The organism is Candidatus Nitrosocosmicus sp. R (genome assembly GCF_054408505.1).
Genome location: NZ_CP167090.1, coordinates 2239293 through 2259571, shown reverse-complemented (window position 1 = coordinate 2259571; position 20279 = coordinate 2239293). Strand labels below are relative to the sequence as shown.

The 20279-nt window shown below is 33.4% G+C and carries 16 protein-coding genes; 5 read left to right on the top strand and 11 right to left on the bottom strand.

Annotated elements, in window-relative coordinates:
• Window positions 1-452: 452 nt before the first annotated feature.
• The 6 genes from AAGU22_RS11595 to AAGU22_RS11570 form a co-directional block, all read right to left on the bottom strand.
• Window positions 453-980, bottom strand: coding sequence for a hypothetical protein (locus tag AAGU22_RS11595; RefSeq protein WP_458719266.1), 528 nt, complete (start codon window positions 978-980; stop codon window positions 453-455).
• A 264-nt stretch (window positions 981-1244) separates the two neighbouring features.
• Complete coding sequence (locus AAGU22_RS11590) at window positions 1245-1883, bottom strand: winged helix-turn-helix transcriptional regulator (protein WP_458719265.1); 639 nt, start codon at window positions 1881-1883, stop codon at window positions 1245-1247.
• Between the two features lie 207 nt (window positions 1884-2090).
• Entirely contained in the window at window positions 2091-2804 is a 714-nt protein-coding gene (locus AAGU22_RS11585) for a winged helix-turn-helix transcriptional regulator (RefSeq protein ID WP_458719264.1), read from the bottom strand.
• A 293-nt stretch (window positions 2805-3097) separates the two neighbouring features.
• A complete protein-coding gene (locus AAGU22_RS11580; protein WP_458719263.1) occupies window positions 3098-3727 on the bottom strand; it encodes a response regulator in 630 nt (209 codons plus the stop codon).
• Window positions 3728-4177: 450 nt separating this feature from the next.
• Window positions 4178-5356, bottom strand: a complete 1179-nt coding sequence (locus AAGU22_RS11575) for a lactonase family protein (protein ID WP_458719262.1) — start codon at window positions 5354-5356, stop codon at window positions 4178-4180.
• A 282-nt stretch (window positions 5357-5638) separates the two neighbouring features.
• Window positions 5639-6016, bottom strand: a complete 378-nt coding sequence (locus AAGU22_RS11570) for a DUF4760 domain-containing protein (RefSeq protein ID WP_458719261.1) — start codon at window positions 6014-6016, stop codon at window positions 5639-5641.
• A 289-nt stretch (window positions 6017-6305) separates the two neighbouring features.
• On the opposite strand from AAGU22_RS11570, the gene AAGU22_RS11565 reads away from it, so the two are divergent.
• Both AAGU22_RS11565 and AAGU22_RS11560 read left to right on the top strand, forming a co-directional pair.
• Window positions 6306-7199, top strand: coding sequence for a class I SAM-dependent methyltransferase (locus tag AAGU22_RS11565; RefSeq protein WP_458719260.1), 894 nt, complete (start codon window positions 6306-6308; stop codon window positions 7197-7199).
• A 426-nt stretch (window positions 7200-7625) separates the two neighbouring features.
• Window positions 7626-8717, top strand: coding sequence for an NAD(P)-dependent alcohol dehydrogenase (locus AAGU22_RS11560; RefSeq protein WP_458719259.1), 1092 nt, complete (start codon window positions 7626-7628; stop codon window positions 8715-8717).
• A gap of 2229 nt (window positions 8718-10946) precedes the next feature.
• On the opposite strand, the gene AAGU22_RS11555 is transcribed toward AAGU22_RS11560, so the two are convergent.
• On the bottom strand, window positions 10947-11378 hold the full coding sequence (locus AAGU22_RS11555; protein WP_458719258.1) for a hypothetical protein: 432 nt from the start codon (window positions 11376-11378) through the stop codon (window positions 10947-10949).
• Between the two features lie 357 nt (window positions 11379-11735).
• Between AAGU22_RS11555 and AAGU22_RS11550 the strand changes: the two genes are divergently transcribed.
• Window positions 11736-12878 carry a hypothetical protein gene (locus AAGU22_RS11550; RefSeq protein WP_458719257.1) on the top strand — a complete coding sequence of 381 codons (1143 nt, stop codon included), beginning with the start codon at window positions 11736-11738 and terminating at the stop codon, window positions 12876-12878.
• 577 nt (window positions 12879-13455) lie between these two features.
• Here the strand turns inward: AAGU22_RS11550 and AAGU22_RS11545 are convergent.
• The 3 genes from AAGU22_RS11545 to AAGU22_RS11535 all read right to left on the bottom strand — a co-directional run bounded on the left by AAGU22_RS11545 (window position 13456) and on the right by AAGU22_RS11535 (window position 17057).
• Window positions 13456-13740 carry a hypothetical protein gene (locus AAGU22_RS11545; RefSeq protein ID WP_458719256.1) on the bottom strand — a complete coding sequence of 95 codons (285 nt, stop codon included), beginning with the start codon at window positions 13738-13740 and terminating at the stop codon, window positions 13456-13458.
• A gap of 526 nt (window positions 13741-14266) precedes the next feature.
• Window positions 14267-14836 carry a universal stress protein gene (locus tag AAGU22_RS11540; protein WP_458719255.1) on the bottom strand — a complete coding sequence of 190 codons (570 nt, stop codon included), beginning with the start codon at window positions 14834-14836 and terminating at the stop codon, window positions 14267-14269.
• Between the two features lie 1489 nt (window positions 14837-16325).
• Window positions 16326-17057 (bottom strand): hypothetical protein, encoded by a 732-nt coding sequence (locus AAGU22_RS11535; protein WP_458719254.1) that lies wholly within the window; start codon window positions 17055-17057, stop codon window positions 16326-16328.
• A gap of 364 nt (window positions 17058-17421) precedes the next feature.
• Here AAGU22_RS11535 and AAGU22_RS11530 point away from each other — a divergent pair, with 364 nt between their 5' ends.
• Window positions 17422-17889, top strand: coding sequence for a hypothetical protein (locus AAGU22_RS11530; RefSeq protein ID WP_458719253.1), 468 nt, complete (start codon window positions 17422-17424; stop codon window positions 17887-17889).
• Between the two features lie 671 nt (window positions 17890-18560).
• On the opposite strand, the gene AAGU22_RS11525 is transcribed toward AAGU22_RS11530, so the two are convergent.
• A complete protein-coding gene (locus tag AAGU22_RS11525) occupies window positions 18561-19325 on the bottom strand; it encodes an MBL fold metallo-hydrolase (RefSeq protein WP_458719252.1) in 765 nt (254 codons plus the stop codon).
• Window positions 19326-19953: 628 nt separating this feature from the next.
• Between AAGU22_RS11525 and AAGU22_RS11520 the strand changes: the two genes are divergently transcribed.
• Window positions 19954-20190 (top strand): hypothetical protein, encoded by a 237-nt coding sequence (locus AAGU22_RS11520; RefSeq protein WP_458719251.1) that lies wholly within the window; start codon window positions 19954-19956, stop codon window positions 20188-20190.
• The last annotated feature ends 89 nt before the right edge of the window (window positions 20191-20279 follow it).

Genomic DNA, 20279 nt, shown 5'->3' with positions numbered 1-20279 from the left:
CTAATCTAATGAAGAATAATTAGTCAGAAATTTAAAAAGTCAAGAAATCATGAATCTCACTTAATTTGATTAAAGCTGATTTCAAAATTTTTTCTCTCTGTAACAGTATAGATCATTAAATGTCTCCTCCTTTTGATATTTGTTTTAGGATACTCAGTTTGATAAGATTCATTTAATTTTTCTCTAGACGGATATCTAAGACATATACTATTTGACCTCATATCTTTCACAACATGATCGGATTGAGAAAAGTACCGTCCCTAAATACTTTTTTGACTAAGATTTATCTGCATAAGGCTGGATTGATCCCTAATCTGCTTGGTATTTTTTGATTAATAGATTGTGTCTGGATAGAAGGTATTTCTTACTTTTAATCGCCAGATGGAAAACGGAAAAAGTTTAGAAATATAATTTCGATTTCTACGAGAAAAATTGATAAATTGACATTTGACTCATCTGGTTACCATTCTTGTGAATTGAGATGGATTATTTTTAGAAGGGATTTTATATATCATTTCGGACCACACTATTTTTTCAACTTTTCCTGTTTTTTTTACAAGTGATATTATATGTAGTAATTCTCTACTATGCTTATATAATACGTTTGCAATAATATCAGAGTTTCCTATGTGAATTTCTACAGATTCAATTCCTTCAATTTCGCTAATCTTCTCCGCCGTTTCATTGATATCTCCATCCACTAAATAAATATATAATAAGCCTGTTTTAAAACCAAATTTTTCATAATTAATATTTGATTTTACAATAATTGACTGACTAAAGATAAGATTTCTGACTCTTCTTTGTATGGTCGATAAAGGTATTTTCATTTGAGTTGCAATTTCTTTATTATTTTTTCCCAGTATTAGCAAATCCATGATCCGGACATCAATTTCATCGAAATAATCATTATTTCTATCGTATCTTTGATCTTGATTTTGCAAGCCATTATTATATATTTTAACAAGCTTTTTAACCATATCTTTAATACAATAAACAAAAATGATACATTATTTAGGTTCATCAATATTTTCGCTACCCAGTATTTGAAGTCAATCTGATGGAAAATATTTACGTACCTAGTAGTTTAGTTACGAACAAGGCGATACAGGGGCGATCTAGTGCCCCTTACGACATTAGAATAACCAAGTAATATCTCTTCTGCCATGTATTCCTCCTTGATTTTTTGCATAAACGGAGATTAAATCTATTGATGATTTTTTGACTTTTGAAAAGTAGATTAATTAAGAGGAAAATAGGTCAACAAAAGAAGACTGATTATTTTTTTTCTCACTGATATATTCAGACCAGCTAACTCCGTTTACCATTTCATTTTCCTTTATTTCTTCTAAAAGGTTAAATAAAAAAACCGAGTTTTTGTATACGATTCTAAAAGAGATGTTTGTATCAGGATCTCCTATTCTTAAAGACATATCAACTATATTTCTTCTATGGCTTTTGTAAATTTCTTTCATTACCTCATGACTGTTTCCTTTCTTAGTATTAATGGAGATTTCCGATATCCTAAGCCCTAGTTTTTTGGGATCCAGAGTATAAGTTTTCTCCAATACAGAATATTTTTCTAACATACTTCGTCTCCTTTGAATAGTTGAAAGTGGGATCGCAAGCTTTGTAGCAATCTCAGAACTTTTTATGTCTCCATTATTGAGTAATTCTTCTATAATTTTTAAGTTAATATTATCAAGATGTATGTGAGAATAATTATTATCAGTGATATTTGGATTAGATAATTGATCTATCTCATTCTTATTAGATAAATCACTACTTTTGGATTTTTCTTCCTTAGTAGAATCGCCGTTCAAGTCTTTCTGTCTAGAGTTGGTTACTTTACCAATATTGAACCGTTTTACTCTTTCTGGCAATATACATCTAATTTTTGTTCATTATGGGATTTAAATATATCTTTTAACTGTTTCGTGATGCATTAAATCAAAAAAAATAGAATATATGACAAATAAATCACCGTGCTTCATTTATAGATGATTTACTATAACTTGGTTAAGATTAGATATCGGATATTCGGGTTTTTGCATCATTTGTTTTTAAATGAATAAAAAGAAATTGCTAACTTAATTATTCTTACTGGTTTCTAGTTCCTTTATTTTCCTAGTTAACGCAAAATTAACAACGCTAGAAACATTGTCACCAATTGGATAAACTTGTTCAGACCAATCGACACTGGTCGTCAGAGGCATGGCCTTTATCTCCTCTAATAGAGCATGTAGTTCCTCCGAATTATCATAAATAATTTCAAGACATAGATTATTGGAACTATTTATTCTTGTAGATGCTCTAAGAATATAATGGTCATATCTCTTGAGCAATTTTTCTCCAGTTTCCTTTGCCTTACCCTTTTGAACATCTGCAAATATAAGAGCAGTTCTAAATCCCATTTGATTTAAACTCATTTCATAGGTTTTTTGAACAATGGTTTTCTCAATTTTTGTCCGTCTCCTTTGAATAGTTGAAAGTGGGATCGCAAGCTTTGTAGCAATCTCAGAACTTTTTATGTCTCCATTATTGAGTAATTCTTCTATAATTTTTAAGTTAATATTATCAAGGGTAGAAATCAAGTTTCTTTCATTATTATGAGCTTGAGTTATTTTGATGTTAAAATCATCTTCATCCCTATATCCGGGAACATTATTTGATAAAACAATTGTTTTCCCCACACCTGAAAGTTTTTGTTTTCCACTGCTTTTTGCCTTCGAATATTGTTCAATGCTATTGATATTTCCAGTTTTGGGACTAATGACACTATTTTTTACAGATTTTCTTGACACATGGTTCACTCTTTTATCGTTTGGAAGGCTTTTAAACATATAGTAATTGAATAGTTAAGTAGCGCACATGTCCTCTTCATTATTTTTTGACTCAAAATCGTTCCGAAGATGATAAATTGTGAATTTACGATTTATTCAAAAAAAAATAAACATACAGTAATTGGATTTCATATTACTAAAATTCTCAATCTAATTATTCAAAATCATATGAATTTAGAAGAAAATTATCAGTTAATACAGTTATCATGTTAGAGTTAACACCATATTTGCATGAATACAAGTTAAATTATGAGTTAACAACTTTCCCGATTTAATACTGTACGCAATTGTGCTAGCTTAAATGGCATGACGAGTATGTCTTTGTCATTAATCGCCGCAGAGTCTAAAGCCGCTTGAGACAATTCTTCTCTCATATAGGTTGTTAGCAAAACTATTCTTTGATTTGGACTTCTAGAGTATATTTTCTTTGCAACATCAATACCCAGTCTACCTTTCAAATGAGTGTCTATTAGAATGAAGTCGTAATTTCTACCATGGTTTCTATCTTCCTGGAAAATACCAATAGCCTTATCTCCATCGTCAGCAGTTATTGATTCAGCACCCACCAAATCAAGATAGGTTTTAAATAATAAACGGATGTCTGGTTCAGATTCGATAATTAGAATCCGTATTTGACTTGTTAAATTTGGAAATGACGTGTTGTATTTGATATCAACCAATTCATTTTTCTTATCGCCGTCAGGAGGAGAAGCCACAATACTACTATCGTTCAAGGCTGAAATTTTCATCCGATACCCGCTTCGATCATCATAATATGAGTTTAGGGTACTATCTTCATGCCCTTGGTTTTGTCTTTGAACCATTTCATATTGATTGACTTCGGTAAACAGGGAAACCCACCTTGTATAATAATTATTCAACATTGCTTATAAACCTCATTTTTTATTAAAAACCTGAAGTCATGAAGCAAATTCTATATCTAAAATGACTGTCTGCATCAAGTTTGTATTTGCACCGGCTGCAGTCATCAATAAACACGGCTTTAAATTCCACTTTTTAAGTATTTGAGATTAAAGGTCTCATTTTTTTCAGTGTAGCAAGTACATAAATAAGCAAAACAAATTAAGACATAGTATGTAGTCAAATAGTCGATTGCCATTGAGAAATAGTTTATGTTAGAATTAAAAATGTGGTTTTGATCACCTGAACAAAACAATATCCCAAACTATTGTTTTGATATAGTATTTGATAATTAGAACTGAACATGATGGAACTTTTACGATATTATTCTGAGTGACCAGGTTTGTAATTACCAAATAAATTGCCTATTACGCTGGGACTTTTCCCAAACTCAAAATGTCTATAGTGGATTCTTACTTAAATTCAACAGTTTCGATCCAATTAGGGTCTTTGCCCGTCTCATATCTATTCAAGAGTTTTAATGCACCGGTTTCTTGGTTAATTGCATGTACGGATACAAAGCCTGATTCCTGCCCCGCTGCAATAACAAAATTACCTCTAGGATCGATATTAATACCACGTGGTATCTTTTCAGTATCATAACTTCCAATGTATGTCAAATTCCCTGAGTGAATGTCCACACCAAATGTAGTAATTGTGCTAGTAGCTCTGACACTTACGTATAGCCATTTACCATTAGGAGTAATGTGAATATCTGCAACTCCAAAAGTACTAACTTCCTCATCTTCCATTCCCGACTCTCCATCTCCATCTCCGCCGGCAGGAGTTGGGGGTTCAAGACCTAGGTCAAGAGGAATTGCTGAAATTCTCTGTATTTCAGTTAAAATCCCAGTCTTATTGTTTATATTATATGAATAAACCATGCCATCCATTTCATTCGATACATACACAAATCTGTTATCTGGTGAGAGATCAAAATGCCTTGGTCCAGAACCATCTTTAGTGAATACCGCCTCTGGATCATTTGGTGTAAGAATTCCTGTGGATGCATTAAGCAAAAATTGCTTTATCTGGGCATTTCCCAAATGAGGTACATACACAAATTGATTTGTTCGATCAGCTAAAATCGAGTGGGGATTAGGACCTGTGGAAATTACCTGAATAGGTTCTGATTTAACAATCCCATCGAGCCCTATTGGATTTACCGCAATTTTAGCATCACTATACGATACTGAAAAAAGAAAACGTCCCGTTTGATCCACTGAGATGTAAGCCATGTTATAAGGAAGTAATTCTTTAGATAGCTCATTCAGGTTACCTGTATCAGGATTGATTGAATAAGTAACCACTGAAAAAGGTTCTGAACGAATAGATGCATAAAGGAATCGATGATCGGGACTCAATGCCATATGCATTACATTGGGTCCAGCAGGAACCTTTTCCACAGTTTTCATGTCACCAGTTTCAGGATCTAGCTTCATGACTGCAATATCTCCATCTTCGCCATTAGAAACATACACAAATGTCTCCTCTGAATAGGATTGATTTATTCCAATAGATAAAACTGGAATTATCAGTGCAGCCATTAAGATGGGAATCCTAAAAGCAAATATGGTTTTTTTCTCTATCATTAACAGATCGTATTGGTATTTATAACTAGTATAAATAAATATCTTGTACAATCAAGCAAGAATTCCAAAGCGGTATATCAAAATCTGCAAATGATTTCATGTTACACATTTGGGATCTGATTTAAGTCGTTAGCGGTACAAATTTCAGGCCTAATGTTAAGAAACTAATAATTTTGATTATTTTGTAATTATGTAATTGTTGTATTATCGGATCTCTTTGTAGATTATCTGGACCTTATTAGATAATCTACAAACATTAATCAAATGCCTTTCTATCCTGTTCTAAATTTTTTGATTTTTCTCTTTCCAATTGGTTCTTTTTCTAGTTAGATTCTCAAAATTTTCATATATATGGGGTCTTGTTTCTCTCATTCCTTCTATTATAGATCTTGCTTTGAGCCAAAATGGGCTAGGATTAAAAATATCAAAATATATGTCTGCGGGTATTAGACCATGATTAATAAGTGTACCAGATAACTCAAAGAACCCACACACTGCAATAAAATGCGACCTTTCTTTTGATGTTCCAGAATATTTTTCATGATACTCTTTGTAACTAATTGCATCTAGTTCATCTAAAAACCATAGTCTGGAATCTCTATAAGTATCATATATTTTGTACAAGTCTAGAATTAGACTTGCTTTGTTATCAGAAGACATGTTATACTACATATTATTGTACCTGATAAAGATATGAATTTGCTATATCTACATCAATAATATTTTTTTATTAATAAACGCCATGGATCGAATCTTACGTTGTTATGCGATGATGTTGAAATTGGTTAGCTAGTATCATTGAATTACTCAATGTCCTTTACAATAGATACTTCTCTCATACATTCTTGTGATTTGGAGGGAGAAAAAATTAATTTCAAGACAGAAAATATTAATCATGATAATAATTATTAATCCATGAATACTAATAAGGGAATTGGGTAATTAATCTTTGACTTCTACTCCTCATAATTTTGATTCCATTCAATATAAGGATAATACAAGGTTAAATTGGAATACTGTTGCTCTTAAATACCATGAGGATTGGGCAAGTACTTACACAGGACCTTTCAAATCTACAATTGAATTGGTTAAACTAGCCGAAATAAATAAAAAGGACATGGTTTTGGATTTAGCTTGCGGAACAGGTGCAGTTGCAAATGAAGTAATTAAACAGATCTATAATAACCGCAAAGGTGATCATTTTAATAATATATCTGCTCTGGTGGGAATTGATATATCAAGGGTCGCTCTTTCCATCGCTAAATCGTCGATATATCATAGGTTCCCAGAATCTTCTTTTATCGAAATGGATTCGGAGAATTTAGGTTTTCGTAACGCCTCTTTTAATAAGATCTTGTGTCAGTTTGGCTTGATGTTTTTTCCAAATACAGTGCATGTTCTTAAACAACTAAACGATATCTTGATCAAAGGAGGAAAATTGATCATATCTGTACATGGAACTTCTGAAGGTGTTCCTTATTTTAGCTGTATAACGAATTCTATCTTAAAATATATTCCTGATATAAGACCCAAAGGTGCTCCATCAGTTCATAGTTTTGGTAATCCGGATGATTTATACGATGCATTAGAAAATGCAAATTTTCATGATATATCAATTAGAAAATACACATTTCTTTATAAAGCTGGTACCTATGATGAGTACTGGTCCGACTATATGTCATCTACTGCCAATTCAATACATTCAATGATTGAGTCAAAAGGCACGCATGTATTTTCAAGTATAAAAGAGGAATCGAAAGTAAGCGCTAATCGATTTGCAGATAATACTGGGATACTTAGTTTTCCGTGGGATGTATTAATTGCAACGGCTCACAACAATTGATTTATTTGTATTCTATTGATTGCATGATGGAAAGTCTCTTTCACTTTTCATTGCTTATAGTTGTACAGAGCAAACGATGGAATTAGTGTTGGAATGATTTCTGCTAATGTCGCCGAAGATTATTAATCTATATCCTTACCATATTCGCTATACTCTCATTCAAACTATTACAACAATCAACTCTCTATCTTAATAGCTGTCCTCTATTTACATTAGTAACATATAGAATACCACGACTTCTTTCACAAGATAAAACAACATTTTGACCACATTTCCTATCTTTTTATTTAATCTATACTCATCATTTGAATCATCATTAACCGCTCTCAAAACAAAAAGATAAAGACAGAAATGCATGTAACCTTCATGAGGGGTGTGAGCCACCCATGACTAATCAATTTATACCCTTTCCACATTCATACTGTCATGTCAACCACTCAATTTAGTTCCCAGTCACGTGGGCAGTATGAATCAAGGGCTTACTCTGCTGCTGACCCAAAATCTCAACTAGTCCCAACCTCGATCCCTAGACGCGATCCCGGCGATGGCGACGTTCAGATCGAGATCCTTTTCTGTGGTATTTGTCACTCTGACCTACATCAAGTACGTAATGAATGGAGTGCAATGCCTACTGTCTATCCATGCGTTCCTGGACATGAGATCGTCGGCCGTGTCATCAAAGTCGGTTCCGCTGTCTCCAAGTTCAAGCCCGGTGACCTCGCTGCAGTCGGCTGTTTGGTCGACTCCGATGGTAACTGTCCCAACTGTCAGTCTGGTCTGGAGCAGTTCTGTCCACACATGACCTTAACCTATAACTCTCCAGACTCTCACCTTGGAGGTGTCACATATGGGGGCTACTCTGACAGTATTGTGGTCAAGGAGCATTTTGTTCTACACGTTCCTTCGAACTTGAATCTCGCCGGGACTGCTCCTCTTTTATGCGCTGGTATAACGACATACTCCCCCATGCGTCATTGGGGCGTCACAACAGGAAAAAAGGTTGGGGTGGTAGGTTTAGGAGGCCTAGGTCATATGGCCGTAAAGTTTGCTCATGCACTTGGAGCACATGTCGTAGTTTTTACTACTTCCCTTAATAAGAAAGAAGATGCAGTGCGCCTAGGCGCAGACGAAGTGGTTGTTTCGCGAAATACCGATGAGATGAGCAAGCACGTAAGCAGTTTCGACTTTATTATTGACACAGTCTCTGCAGAGCACGACATTAATGCATATCTCCAATTACTCCGCCCCGATGGCAACCTAACACTCGTCGGCGCGCCGGACAAGCCCCATGCTATATCTGCCTTAAGCCTTTTGTTTAATCGTCGCAGCCTCTCGGGCTCGCTTATTGGAGGTATCGCCGAAACTCAGGAAATGCTTGAATTTTGTAGCAAGCATAACATCACCTCTGACGTAGAAATTATTCCAATTCAGAAGGTCAACGAGGCTTATGAGCGATTGTCCCGCGCAGATGTAAAGTATCGCTTCTGCATTGACATGACATCTCTCAAATCTCAGTAATTAGGTTAGGCTTATTACTTCTAACCTGGATGTATCTCTTAATGATAATCCTATTTAATATCAAAATCTAATTCTGGCCGTTAAAAATTGAACATTTTGATTAAAACTAAATCTAAATAAGTACTAGCAATAATGGTCCTATTATGTCATCAAACATGTCAAAAATATGGTTCTAAATGTCAAGTGATTATAAAACCGATTGATTACAATAGACTGTGTCTTTGTCTGTTTCATAATGATAATATATGATGAATATGAACCTGCACATTTTTGATTCATATTTAACAAGGGTTCTCGAGTCTCCAAATCGATATACTACAACTTCTTTAGAAGGTTGTCCTACGGATAACAATGAAAGATTCAAAAACCTATGTGATCCTAGCTATTTATACAATCTGAAATATTATAACCAATGCCATTATTGTTGACCTTCATATCAAACCCAGAGGTTAATTTTCACCATGATATCTCTCTTTACATCAAAAATTGAATCTTCCCTGAACCGCTCATTATATCTCTACTTGTTTAGTTTAGTTTACATATGATTCTATTGTACCCATTATTCTTTTATATTAATAATGATCATATGTATTGACTATTCTACAATTAATAGTAGAATAACTGGTATGCTATATGAGTAACTAATACCCGTTAATAAAAAGCTAGATAGCACTGGTTGAGGCTATTGAGTAAATAGTTACTATAGTTAGATATTCTAACTTGATGGTTGTAATTTACATAAATAACAATTTCCCACAGTATATGAATACAATGGTGGGTGTTTTGACAGAACAATGAGTCGGAATTCTAGGTTACAAGTTTCTTTATAGTCTCCTCATTCATCCCTGGTCGTAATTGATTTTTTTTAACTCAGGTTTCCGCTGATGAAGAATAGGTTCGTATAGAGAATATGGAAGGTCATCGGCGGTAGAGACTATGGACAAGACAAGCCAGTTTAGCAATATAAGATATCATCGCAACCGAATCAGCACTAGACTTGACTGGTGATATAGGATAGCAGTTGAACGTAGTCTTTGCCTTGGAACGATGGAATAAGTAATATAGTAATATAGTAATATAGTAATATAGTAATATAGTAATATAGTAATATAGTAATATAGTAATATAGTAATATAGTAATATAGATGCTTTCTACTTTGTTATCTATTTAGTTCCTATCGGTATAGGTCAATCCTGAAGTATTAAAAAGATACAGTAGCACTAGTAATGAGGCTGGGAAAAAGGGTGTTCTGGTATGCTATGGCATCCTTATCCAATTTTAGGATTCATCTCGAGTCTACGAGATGGTGTATACGGTAGTGAGATATGTTTAGGATGGTATTTAATTACAATAAAATTTATTTATCTAGACTTGACTAAAGTAGGAGCAAGTTAGACGATTGTGCATGCCTTCTATTCAAATCATCCGTACCGAAATGAAGATGTATTCTTTTCAATAGATAACGATTAAACTAGTATTTAATGCCTGATCATATTCTCCTAGTTTGGGTTTTTTTGCCTCCAAATAAATCAGGAGTTGAATTAAAGATCTTATCAATTTCAATTGTAGGTTTGATTACGATTATGTAGTAAAGGGGGATGATGAAACAGAAATTATAAAAGTTATAAATCATGGAAAAAATGACCATAAGATGAATCTAGAATATTTTAATACGCCTATATTAGACCAAATAAAAAGTAAGATGCAGCCAGTTAACTAGTGTATTGAGAATTTAAAAGGCATACACCCTGTTAATTTAAAAACTATTGATAAGTTATAATCGACCTTAGAGTTTAGAAATTTTATGTTTAGTATTAAATAATATGAAATTTATCATTTTTTGATAATAGAGCACGCATTCCCATCTGTTTATTATGCACCTAATTCATCTAGTCTCAGGGGGGATAGGTTTGTCTTTTAAGATTCTTGAAAACCCCGCAGATATAACAAATAGTTTCATTAAAGTACTTTAATTCAGTCATTCAATTAGGCGGTTATGGAACTACAGATGGGTTACCATTAATTTTTGAATCATCTGTGATCCAAGACAGAATAATTAATTTAAGAAAACAAGGTAAAAGAGTAAGATATATCACTGACATAAAAAAACAAACCTAGAAAATTGTAAAAAAAATAATGGAAAATACTCAGATTGATTGAATAATGAATTCAATTCCTATTTACTATTACTAATTTCTGGATGTTATTTTGACTATACACTGAAACTTCTAACCAATGAAAGAAGTGTTTAACAGCAAAGCATTCTCAAAATTCTCGCCGTTGTCATGACTTGACCTTACGAACGGTTGTATTTCGCCAGTCTTGTTATCCCACCATGTGATGGATACATGATTTTCATGAGCTATTATGGTAGCATTGGCTGAAAAAGACGTATTATTACTTAAGTTGATTGGCACCTCAAAAATATGTCCTCCGTCCATACTTCTAGTAAAAAATAATTCCCAATTTCCAGTCTTATTATCTGGCCATACAATATAGAGGTTATTTCCTGAAGAGGCCATAGGGGATAGAAGCAGGGGTTGACAACAATCCTTCTGGAATGAAATTCCTAGGATTGAATTATTACTTAGGATTATGTTTGATGTAAAAAATGAGATCAATACAAACAAAGACAACAAAGCAAAGGAATGAAGAAGCATTATGGTTATGTTAAGACAACCGTTCAATTTTAATATTTATTTGATCCACTTGATATCCATCAACATGGATTATTTACTATTATGTTCGATATTACAATAATGATTTAGAACTCAAATTGTCTTCCATCTTTAGCCAAAGGGTGGATGATTTAATCCCGGACTAACCGAACCTGATTAATTGATGTTGAAATAGTACATCTTTTCTGCTGGTTATTACTACCAGGTTGTATTTAGATGGTAATTTACAAGCAACAATCAAATAACTTTTTCGTCAACCTTTGCTTTGTTAAGAATATGCAGTCACTAATCCTTGTTGTAGCTTGTCTAATTCCTTGCCTTTTATTATATTTTATTCCAATGTTTGTTGTCTCCTTTTATTCTGATATTCCAAGAAAAGAAATAATGGACGAATTGAAGGATGTTAAAATAATAAGTTTAGAATCCGGAGAGATAGTTCAAAACAAGTCATTTAATGCCCTCTCAACGTCGGCACTAGATGTACAAAGAGTTGCATTTTTTGAAAAAATGAACCAATTAAATTCTACAATGTGGATTGGTGATAATCTGTTGAGATCGGACAATATCAAGAATATCTCTTCCGTAGCATATGGGATATTAATTGATGGTGACAGGGATTCTTCAACGGGTAAAGAAGGTGTTGACTACCAGTTAGAACTCCAATGGATTAACAACACTGGTTCAGTAAATTTGCAGAATTGGAACAAACTATTACTGGAATATTCTTCTCTGGGTCAATATAAAATGATAGATCTGCAACAAAACTATAGTGGTTACAATAGTTTTGAGGGGAATAACAATTATGTGGTATTTTCTATCGATATGGGAAAAATTTCTGTCAGCCCATCATACAGAATGATGTTTTATAACTTAGTATCATATAATGATGGGACGATAGGAATCGATTTAACTAATTGGATAAATATTCCTGATGATGCATTCACAATATCTACATCACCTGAAGATATCACTTTAAGAAAGGGTGAAACAAAAACAATAGGACTGCAAATCTTATCAAGTAGTGGCAAAATATCTGCCATTACCGATTTATCTGGCTTAGAAAATTATACATCTCTTGATATTGAATTAATAAATCAAAACGATAATCTTACTAATTCCACAATCGGCGGTTCAACTACCGAACCTGTCCAAATCGGAATTAGTGTTCCAGAAGATGCTAAAATAGGGATACATGCTATTCCGATTACGGCCAATATTTCATTTGGATCCAATTTTCCTACGAATTTTATCGATTTCCAGAATAAATATCCAATATTTATTGATACTAAAGGGTACGAAATCAAAAATGGGAATTTCACAGTTAATGTAATCGAGCCATTAACTTTTCAAGAAGAACTAAAAAACTTTTGGTCAGCCTATGGTTCGATGATAACATTAATAATGGCAGGATTTGCCGGTGGGTTATCAACCTTATTCTTTGAATATATAAAAGAAAGAAAGAATAAGAATTCGGGTCAATAATCGGCGTTAATTATTTGATACATCAATGTATGAACTACTCCAAAAATAATACCAGCAAAATCGGAAACCACTGTACTCGCAGAAAATATATTGATTTAAAAACTTTATTAGTCAACCAAATTATGACTATGATTAAGATATATCTATAAATTCAACGAGCTGGGTCTAATCCACACTGTTAACGATACAATTTTGCTAGGTTTTTGTCTAATAATTACGATAGGACGTGGGATTAGTTATTTATGTGAAAACGAGATCCCACTCTTTTTCTAATCTTAAATGATCTATATACACCGTGAAATTTAGGTCATATTCACTTAAATCTATAGTTCATGTTTGAATTTATATCGCATAGACAAAATTCTAATTTTCAAACGATGGTTAGGCCGGAATAGTGGGGGGAATAAGTTCCTTCGGATAATAGATTATTGTTGATCTTAAGAAAGAGTTGATAAATCTAGCAATGGTTTTTTCTCAGTCGCTATGGGCACTAATTAATAATTACATGATTCTTAATTAGTAAAATCTGTAGAAATAATGGATATATTAATAATCCAGCTATTGAGGCAGGGTTATTTTATTCAACTGCAGCATTAGTATTATTGGTTGTCTTCAGGCTATCAGTCTGATTAGGGGAATCATGTTGGCCAATCGACTGCTTTGCCTGGTCGATGTGATTTTTTGCACCGTTATAGTCGCCGTTATCTATTGATTTCTTAGCTTCATCTAAATGAAAGTTCGCATCAGGACAATCGAAACAGATTGTTGCATACGATATTTGATATAAGTTGATTTCAACGATACTAAAAAGACCAAAAGTAATTAGTACAAAAGTACAAAATGTTTTAGGCTTAAAATTCATTGAATATTCATGGTCTATCCAAATATAAAAGATTACCATGCAAATCAATATCGGTTTACTGGATTTCACAACAATGATATTTTCGATAAATAATCTATGGCCCTTATTTTTTTAATATTTACAATTAGCCTTCAGCAAATTATTTAGCTAGTCCAACTGAGATTCAAAATGAGAGAAAATGATCGGTTGAGCATTGAATATAAAGAGTTATTCCTGATTTTCTAGAATTGAGTAACATATTCAAAATGAAGTATGACCAAAATCCATGGTTTGGTTGAGTTATGATCATATGCGTTGAGATTCTGTTATTTTGATAATCATTATTTAAGGTAGCGAAAAGGATGATGCATCGTATGTTATATATGATTTGATTAGATAAAAATAAATGTTAAATTAAAAAATGAACTGATTCTACTAAATTGTAGTGCAGCTATATTGTCTGTCTACCTGCATATTTAGAAAGCTATCCAATGAAATTAATTACGCTGCTCAATTCGAAATCATAAGGGTGCGGTAATAATGATATTTATTGCGGTATCAAAGCACTGGTGTGTATATTACTTATTATCTTCCTTGTGTTACTAAACAATGATTCCATCCAGGAACTTAAATGAGAAGATGTTAATATAACTAAGTCATAATTCATTTCATTAATTTCGCCTACTATTTCATCTATTATGTTACCCGTCCTAAATTTATATGAAACTTTATTCTTACAACCAGCATGTTCAATTTTCTTTATTTTCTCTTCCATCGAATCTATCAAGTCTCCCTCAATGTACTTCATGTAATCTTGTTTTCTTGCAGCAGTTGACTGGGGGTTTGATATTTTTGGAGAAGATTGTGATGACGATGGTGAATATGGTCGATTGTTAGAGATATTTCCTGAAGTGTCTCTTAATTGTTTTGTATCAGTAATTATTTGTAGAATTGTTATCTCGGCACCAGACAATTTTGATAAATAAATAGCGTAATTAATCGCCTTATTTGATTTATCTTCTCCATCATGGGTTACTAGAATTTTTCTAAAGGATGGTAGAATAAATTCAGAAATAAACTCTGTCGGATCTGGAAACACTGTCGGATCTGGAAACATAAGTATATTATCAAAACGAATTATTTAATAATATCTAAGAAATATTTTACATCTGTTAATACAGTTATTTTCAGTTTATGAGTAGAAGAAAAATCAATAGGTAAGTAGGACTTCTGGCTATATTGTTACCATAACGAATTACAATACGAATATATCATTAGAAAATCAAGATGATGCATCTATGGGCCTGAAATTTTCAAATGATAATAAAGAACCTAACAAATACTTCGAAATCCCATATGGCCGGGTCGAAGTTATATTGTTAACGGTCCAATTTGTGGGTTGGGTTATTCACTGGTGTAACCTTTTTCAAACGCATATCCTATTGACAATCATCTAGCAGGAATTTTCTTTGGGTCTCATCAAGATCATCAAAGGATCGGTTTCCGTGGGTTTAGTAATAGATATATTACGATTCCAAATCGCTTGATTTTTTTTAATTTTACGATAATGAGAAACGAATAGATCTATTCTACTTTCAATCACTGATTATTCAAATTATGAACTAAGATCTGGTTATATTATAATGAATTGTTATCAATATTGGTTACCAAATACAATGAATTATTATTATTGAATGTCTAACGAGACCCATATTGGTTTTAACCACTAATTTAATGTATGTCATAGGATGAGGAAATATTCAAAAGTAATAGCAAATCTTATAAAATAGGTTTGGATCAATAATGTGTGCCAAATAAAAGATTATTTCATTTTGTATATTTGATATCCTTGTTTATGGACAACTGTTACTTTAATTACCTTACCAATTCAAATTCAAGGACAACCGCTGCCAGAAGATGAATGCGCGTTTCCAAATTCACCTTTTAGTTCAACAACAGACGAGGATCCTTCCTGTAAAAAGTCTACTTCTAACATAACTGATGTTAATTGTTTTGATGCCAGGGATGATGGGCCAACAATTTGTAAGGAGTCTCAGATTCCATTTGTTCCTTCAGGAGTAAACTAAGCATTGATTGAAGACTGATTTGTCCTCATGGTTGTTGTATGTATCTATACAATACCTAGCGGAAAAAAGCTTCTAACAATGCAGGTCATTACAAGTCTACTTTGTTCTCACCGTGTGTGTGATTCTTGATTTATCCAGTTGATTCTTTATCTAGCATAGTTCCTCATTCTCACGGCAGCACGAAGGGCATTGATTAGTTTGTTGAATCTAGGATAAATGACACCTGTCCTCTGTCTTACTATAACATTTCTTTGCAGTATTAATTATTCTTGGGTTATTTGTGGCAAGGAACAGGAATATCAAACATATTCAGTTGTAGAAAAATTGCTATTTAGTACCAGTGGCATAACAATATTGTGATAATTCTTTGGGTTCTGACATCCGGTACCATCAATACACAGTCTGGCTAGGGTAACGCCATATATTGGTTTGTTGAGATGAAATCTCTGTGTTTACAAAATCTTATCAGGGATTTTATTGTTCACTTATTGCATATACAATAATAGTAGTAACACAAAACTATGAAATTAACCAAATCAACGTTCCCAATGCGATCAGGATTACTGCATTAACGCCTCCACTTCTTTCCTGTAGTTCTTGCAGTTCATTATATAACAGCAACTTCTCTCTCATCTGTTTAATTGCGTATTTGGTAAATGCAAGACAGCTAGCATCATCGTATGTAATAGCCTGTTGATATTGTAACTCCAATTTATGCTCGTCCAGATAATCCAATAATATTTGCTGAGATTCCGGTTTTACCCCATCAAGTTTAACAGGCAAATCATACCTACCCGTGCTAATGAGTATCAGTTCAAGATGATTTACGATGGAATGCCAATCTGTTGTTGTAGTTGTCGTCCCCATATGCCTATTCTTTGCAAACAAATGAAGAATTGATGCCCAAGATGACAAAAAGTCGTTCAGATTTGTTGTTATGACATCAAGTGCCGAGGCAAAAATCTGTCGTCCCGCCCCAAGAGAAATGAATACAGCAGCAATGATTATCATTACGTTTTGATCGAATACCAATACAATCAAAATTGCAATAACTGCAGACGATATTCCTATGACGGCGGCGCTAAATTCAAAGTAGTTAGTCGGCTGTCCAATTAACTTGATGTTGTATCTTGTTGCTGATTTTGTGCTTTTGTGAATAAGGAATAGGAATATACCATTAATAAATAGCAAGATAACGAGGTGCTTTACCATCTCTTTTATGATGAAAGTCACTCCATGGGCCTTTTGCACGATGACTTATTTTGAGCGACACACTTCTTTAAATATGTTGTATGTAATCATTAGATGACATATTATGGTTGAATTGGACCATATACAAGAGTTCGACAAAGCGAATTTCTAAGACGCTATATCAAAAATTTCTTCTTTCGAATTATGCTACTAAATCTAGTAATCTGGGATCAAATGCCGTGACCATGATCTTCATCAATCTATACTGTAATAGTCATGAATGTTAGATTTTATGGTCTTCAATTTTTTAATTTATCTTTTTCAAGAATCTAGTAAACTGTTATATTAGATTCTTATCAATAATTTTACGATAACGGTTTTTGATACAAGTTATATCGTATATTATTATGTTGTATTTATCAAATTGACTAATATCAATATCAACAAGAAACAAATTTCCATTTTGGCTGTAGTAACAGCAATGGCAGTTGTAATGACTGTATCTCCAGTTGGAATGATTTTTTCCAATAACATCGCATTTGCAGGTGGAAAAGGCCATGACAATGACAATGATGATGATGGTAATAGTGCATCACAAATTATAGCACAAGTTCAACGTTCTATCCAGAACAGCCAAGTAGTTTCTGGAGGTGATACCAAGGATTCTGGCAACAATTTCAACTTCCAAAACCAAGAGAATGAAGGTAACAATGCATTAGCCCAGAGTAACGATGATGATGGTGGTAATAGTGCATCCCAGGCAATTGTTCAATCTCAATCATCAAGACAGAACAGCCAAGTCGTTTCTGGAGGTGATACCAAGGATTCTGGCAACAATTTCAACTTCCAAAACCAAGAAAATTCTGGAAATAACGCATTAGCCCAACAATAATACACAAATCTTTTATCATTTTCTATTTATTTGTTTCAATCATTTTCATAGTGGCTGCGCAAATTAATCTATCCTGGATGAAATAACTAGATCCCAATTTTACTTAAAATATCTTTTCCCAATTCAAATCTAATGGATCTACCTTAAATAATTCTTATATCGGGTAATAATCCCTTCAGAATATAATCATCAAGCTACAAATTATCTTTATGTGAAAGCTCATTTTTGTTATTGCATATAGGCATAGTTCCAAGCGTGGAAATGATCTTAAAAGCAGATAACTGGGGAGAAAGTTTTCTTAAATCCTATTTTCTAAGGATAATCAACAAGAGAGCACGATTTAGAGATAATATTACTTTGAATTCATTTGGTTTTATATTTTCAAGTCGATTAGTAGGTTTACAATAAATTTGATTTAATGAAATTCTCAGGACAAATAAGACAAAAAGGTATCTGAGGAGCTTAATAACGATTAATATACTATTGGAGTAACAGGTCATATAATCTTGTTCAAGGCTTTGCCAGGTAGCAAGATGCCTAGAGTAACGCACTGAAAGATGTTCAATGGCCCGACCCCCAGACTACTATGACTGATCCTTGCTGTATAACTAAAAAGCGTAGGAGGTTATCACAGGGTTAATCAGAAATGTAACCTAGATGGCTTCACACTTCTATCCCTTTAGTTTTTTTATGCTTTCAGTCACTAGGGTTTCGACAGCCTCTCTAGCTCCTTCCAACAATGGCGAATCCTGATGGGCCATCAATAACTTATCAAAATTAACTTTAGAGAGCCTTTGTGCAGACACTATTGCTGTAACTGGGTCTATCGATACTTGGGGTGCAGATATGTACATACCCTCTGCACCAAATACGTGTTTGTATATACTGTCTGCTCCCAGAAGAAGTTTATCCTTTTCATGATATAGTGATATATGTCCGGGTGTATGCCCAGGAGTGTGGATGACCTTGAGACTCCCAATCATATCCCCATCGGACACCTGCTGATCAACATTAATAGGTTCGACATCGAAACTTCCATATTCCTTTATTAAATCGCCCATTGAGACTCCAATCTTCTCTAATTTTTCAACCGTTTCTTGTTTAGAAGGAGGACCCAGGTATGGAGGGTTCTGGTTCAGATAACTTGCCTCAATCCAGTGGGAAAAAATCTTGGCACCTGATTTCCTCTTTACTTCATTGGCAGCTTGTGCATGATCCACATGGACATGGGTTAGGATTATGCGGTTCACATGCTTGATATCATAACCTATATCAAGCAGATAGTTTTCAATTATTGGTAACTGTGATAGAAAAGAAGGATCGATCAATGTCAAATCATCTTGATCTTCCACAAACAAATAAGGAAATACCTTTCCACGCGGATCAGGATGAGTTATACCTTCTATTGAGTGGACATTAGGAGTTATCTGGGTCATACGATTTCGAATAACTACCCATATGGATCTAAACTTAAATAGTTTTTGATGTTTGTAATGTCGTTCTATGTTTTGGTATCTGATTATTAACGATAACATATAGATCTAAATGAAGAAGGTATCAAGTCTAACATTCATGAGGAAGATGACGAAAATACATTCGATTCTTTCAAAATAAGATATCATATTTACAACATAGTTAATATTGATATTCCGGGTCCTTTTGCAGAATTTTGTGTTCTCAAATATGGCATTAAAAACTTTTTTATCTTGCATACTCCCCAGTTTTCTATTAGATTCCTACCGGGTCATCGTTTCTAATTATAAAATTTGTCTAAAAGAAGCGATGCTCCTGTCTTGCCTGTCTTAGAATTGATCCTCCTAACACATTTGGCCCTTTTGTTGCGATTAGAATTATGCTGGATAAATAATTTGCGAAAACATAGAAAAAGCACAACAACTTATAAGTATCTATTAGCAATCTCGAGGGACTAATTCCTCATACCTTTTTCAAATTACATTTTACTTCACTAACGGGAAACCAAGATGAGTAAAACACCTGGTGATAAACTGAAAAGTTTTTGATTTTATTGAAAGAGTTTAATATTCAAACCTCAATATTTTAAATATGGGTTCAGATCCAGGATCAGAATTACCACCGGTGCAAGAGTTTTCACAAAAAAAAAATTCAGACCATAAAAAACCTGGCGGAGAAAGATGCAGTATATGTGGACTTGTTGCGCGCAATAAGATTGAACTAGATGATCACATCAAACATGCTCATAAACAGAGAGATCCTAACAATACAGATAATATATATTCAAGCGAGCAAAAAATTGATCCATTCGTAAAAACAGAAAATTAGTTTTTTAGAGAATCAATACATTCCTTTTTTTTATATTTGCTTTGATGTGGTTACCTTTTTATTTTAATTTGATCACATAAATCATGAAA

Excerpts from the sequence above, each read along its gene's own strand:
- AAGU22_RS11595 (WP_458719266.1), bottom strand. The coding sequence starts at position 980 with ATGGTTAAAAAGCTTGTTAAAATATATAATAATGGCTTGCAAAATCAA.
- AAGU22_RS11580 (WP_458719263.1), bottom strand. The coding sequence starts at position 3,727 with ATGTTGAATAATTATTATACAAGGTGGGTTTCCCTGTTTACCGAAGTC.
- AAGU22_RS11575 (WP_458719262.1), bottom strand. The coding sequence starts at position 5,356 with ATGATAGAGAAAAAAACCATATTTGCTTTTAGGATTCCCATCTTAATG.
- AAGU22_RS11570 (WP_458719261.1), bottom strand. The coding sequence starts at position 6,016 with ATGTCTTCTGATAACAAAGCAAGTCTAATTCTAGACTTGTACAAAATA.
- AAGU22_RS11560 (WP_458719259.1), top strand. The coding sequence starts at position 7,626 with ATGTCAACCACTCAATTTAGTTCCCAGTCACGTGGGCAGTATGAATCA.
- AAGU22_RS11555 (WP_458719258.1), bottom strand. The coding sequence starts at position 11,378 with ATGCTTCTTCATTCCTTTGCTTTGTTGTCTTTGTTTGTATTGATCTCA.
- AAGU22_RS11550 (WP_458719257.1), top strand. The coding sequence starts at position 11,736 with ATGTTTGTTGTCTCCTTTTATTCTGATATTCCAAGAAAAGAAATAATG.
- AAGU22_RS11545 (WP_458719256.1), bottom strand. The coding sequence starts at position 13,740 with ATGAATTTTAAGCCTAAAACATTTTGTACTTTTGTACTAATTACTTTT.
- AAGU22_RS11540 (WP_458719255.1), bottom strand. The coding sequence starts at position 14,836 with ATGTTTCCAGATCCGACAGTGTTTCCAGATCCGACAGAGTTTATTTCT.
- AAGU22_RS11525 (WP_458719252.1), bottom strand. The coding sequence starts at position 19,325 with ATGACCCAGATAACTCCTAATGTCCACTCAATAGAAGGTATAACTCAT.
- AAGU22_RS11520 (WP_458719251.1), top strand. The coding sequence starts at position 19,954 with ATGGGTTCAGATCCAGGATCAGAATTACCACCGGTGCAAGAGTTTTCA.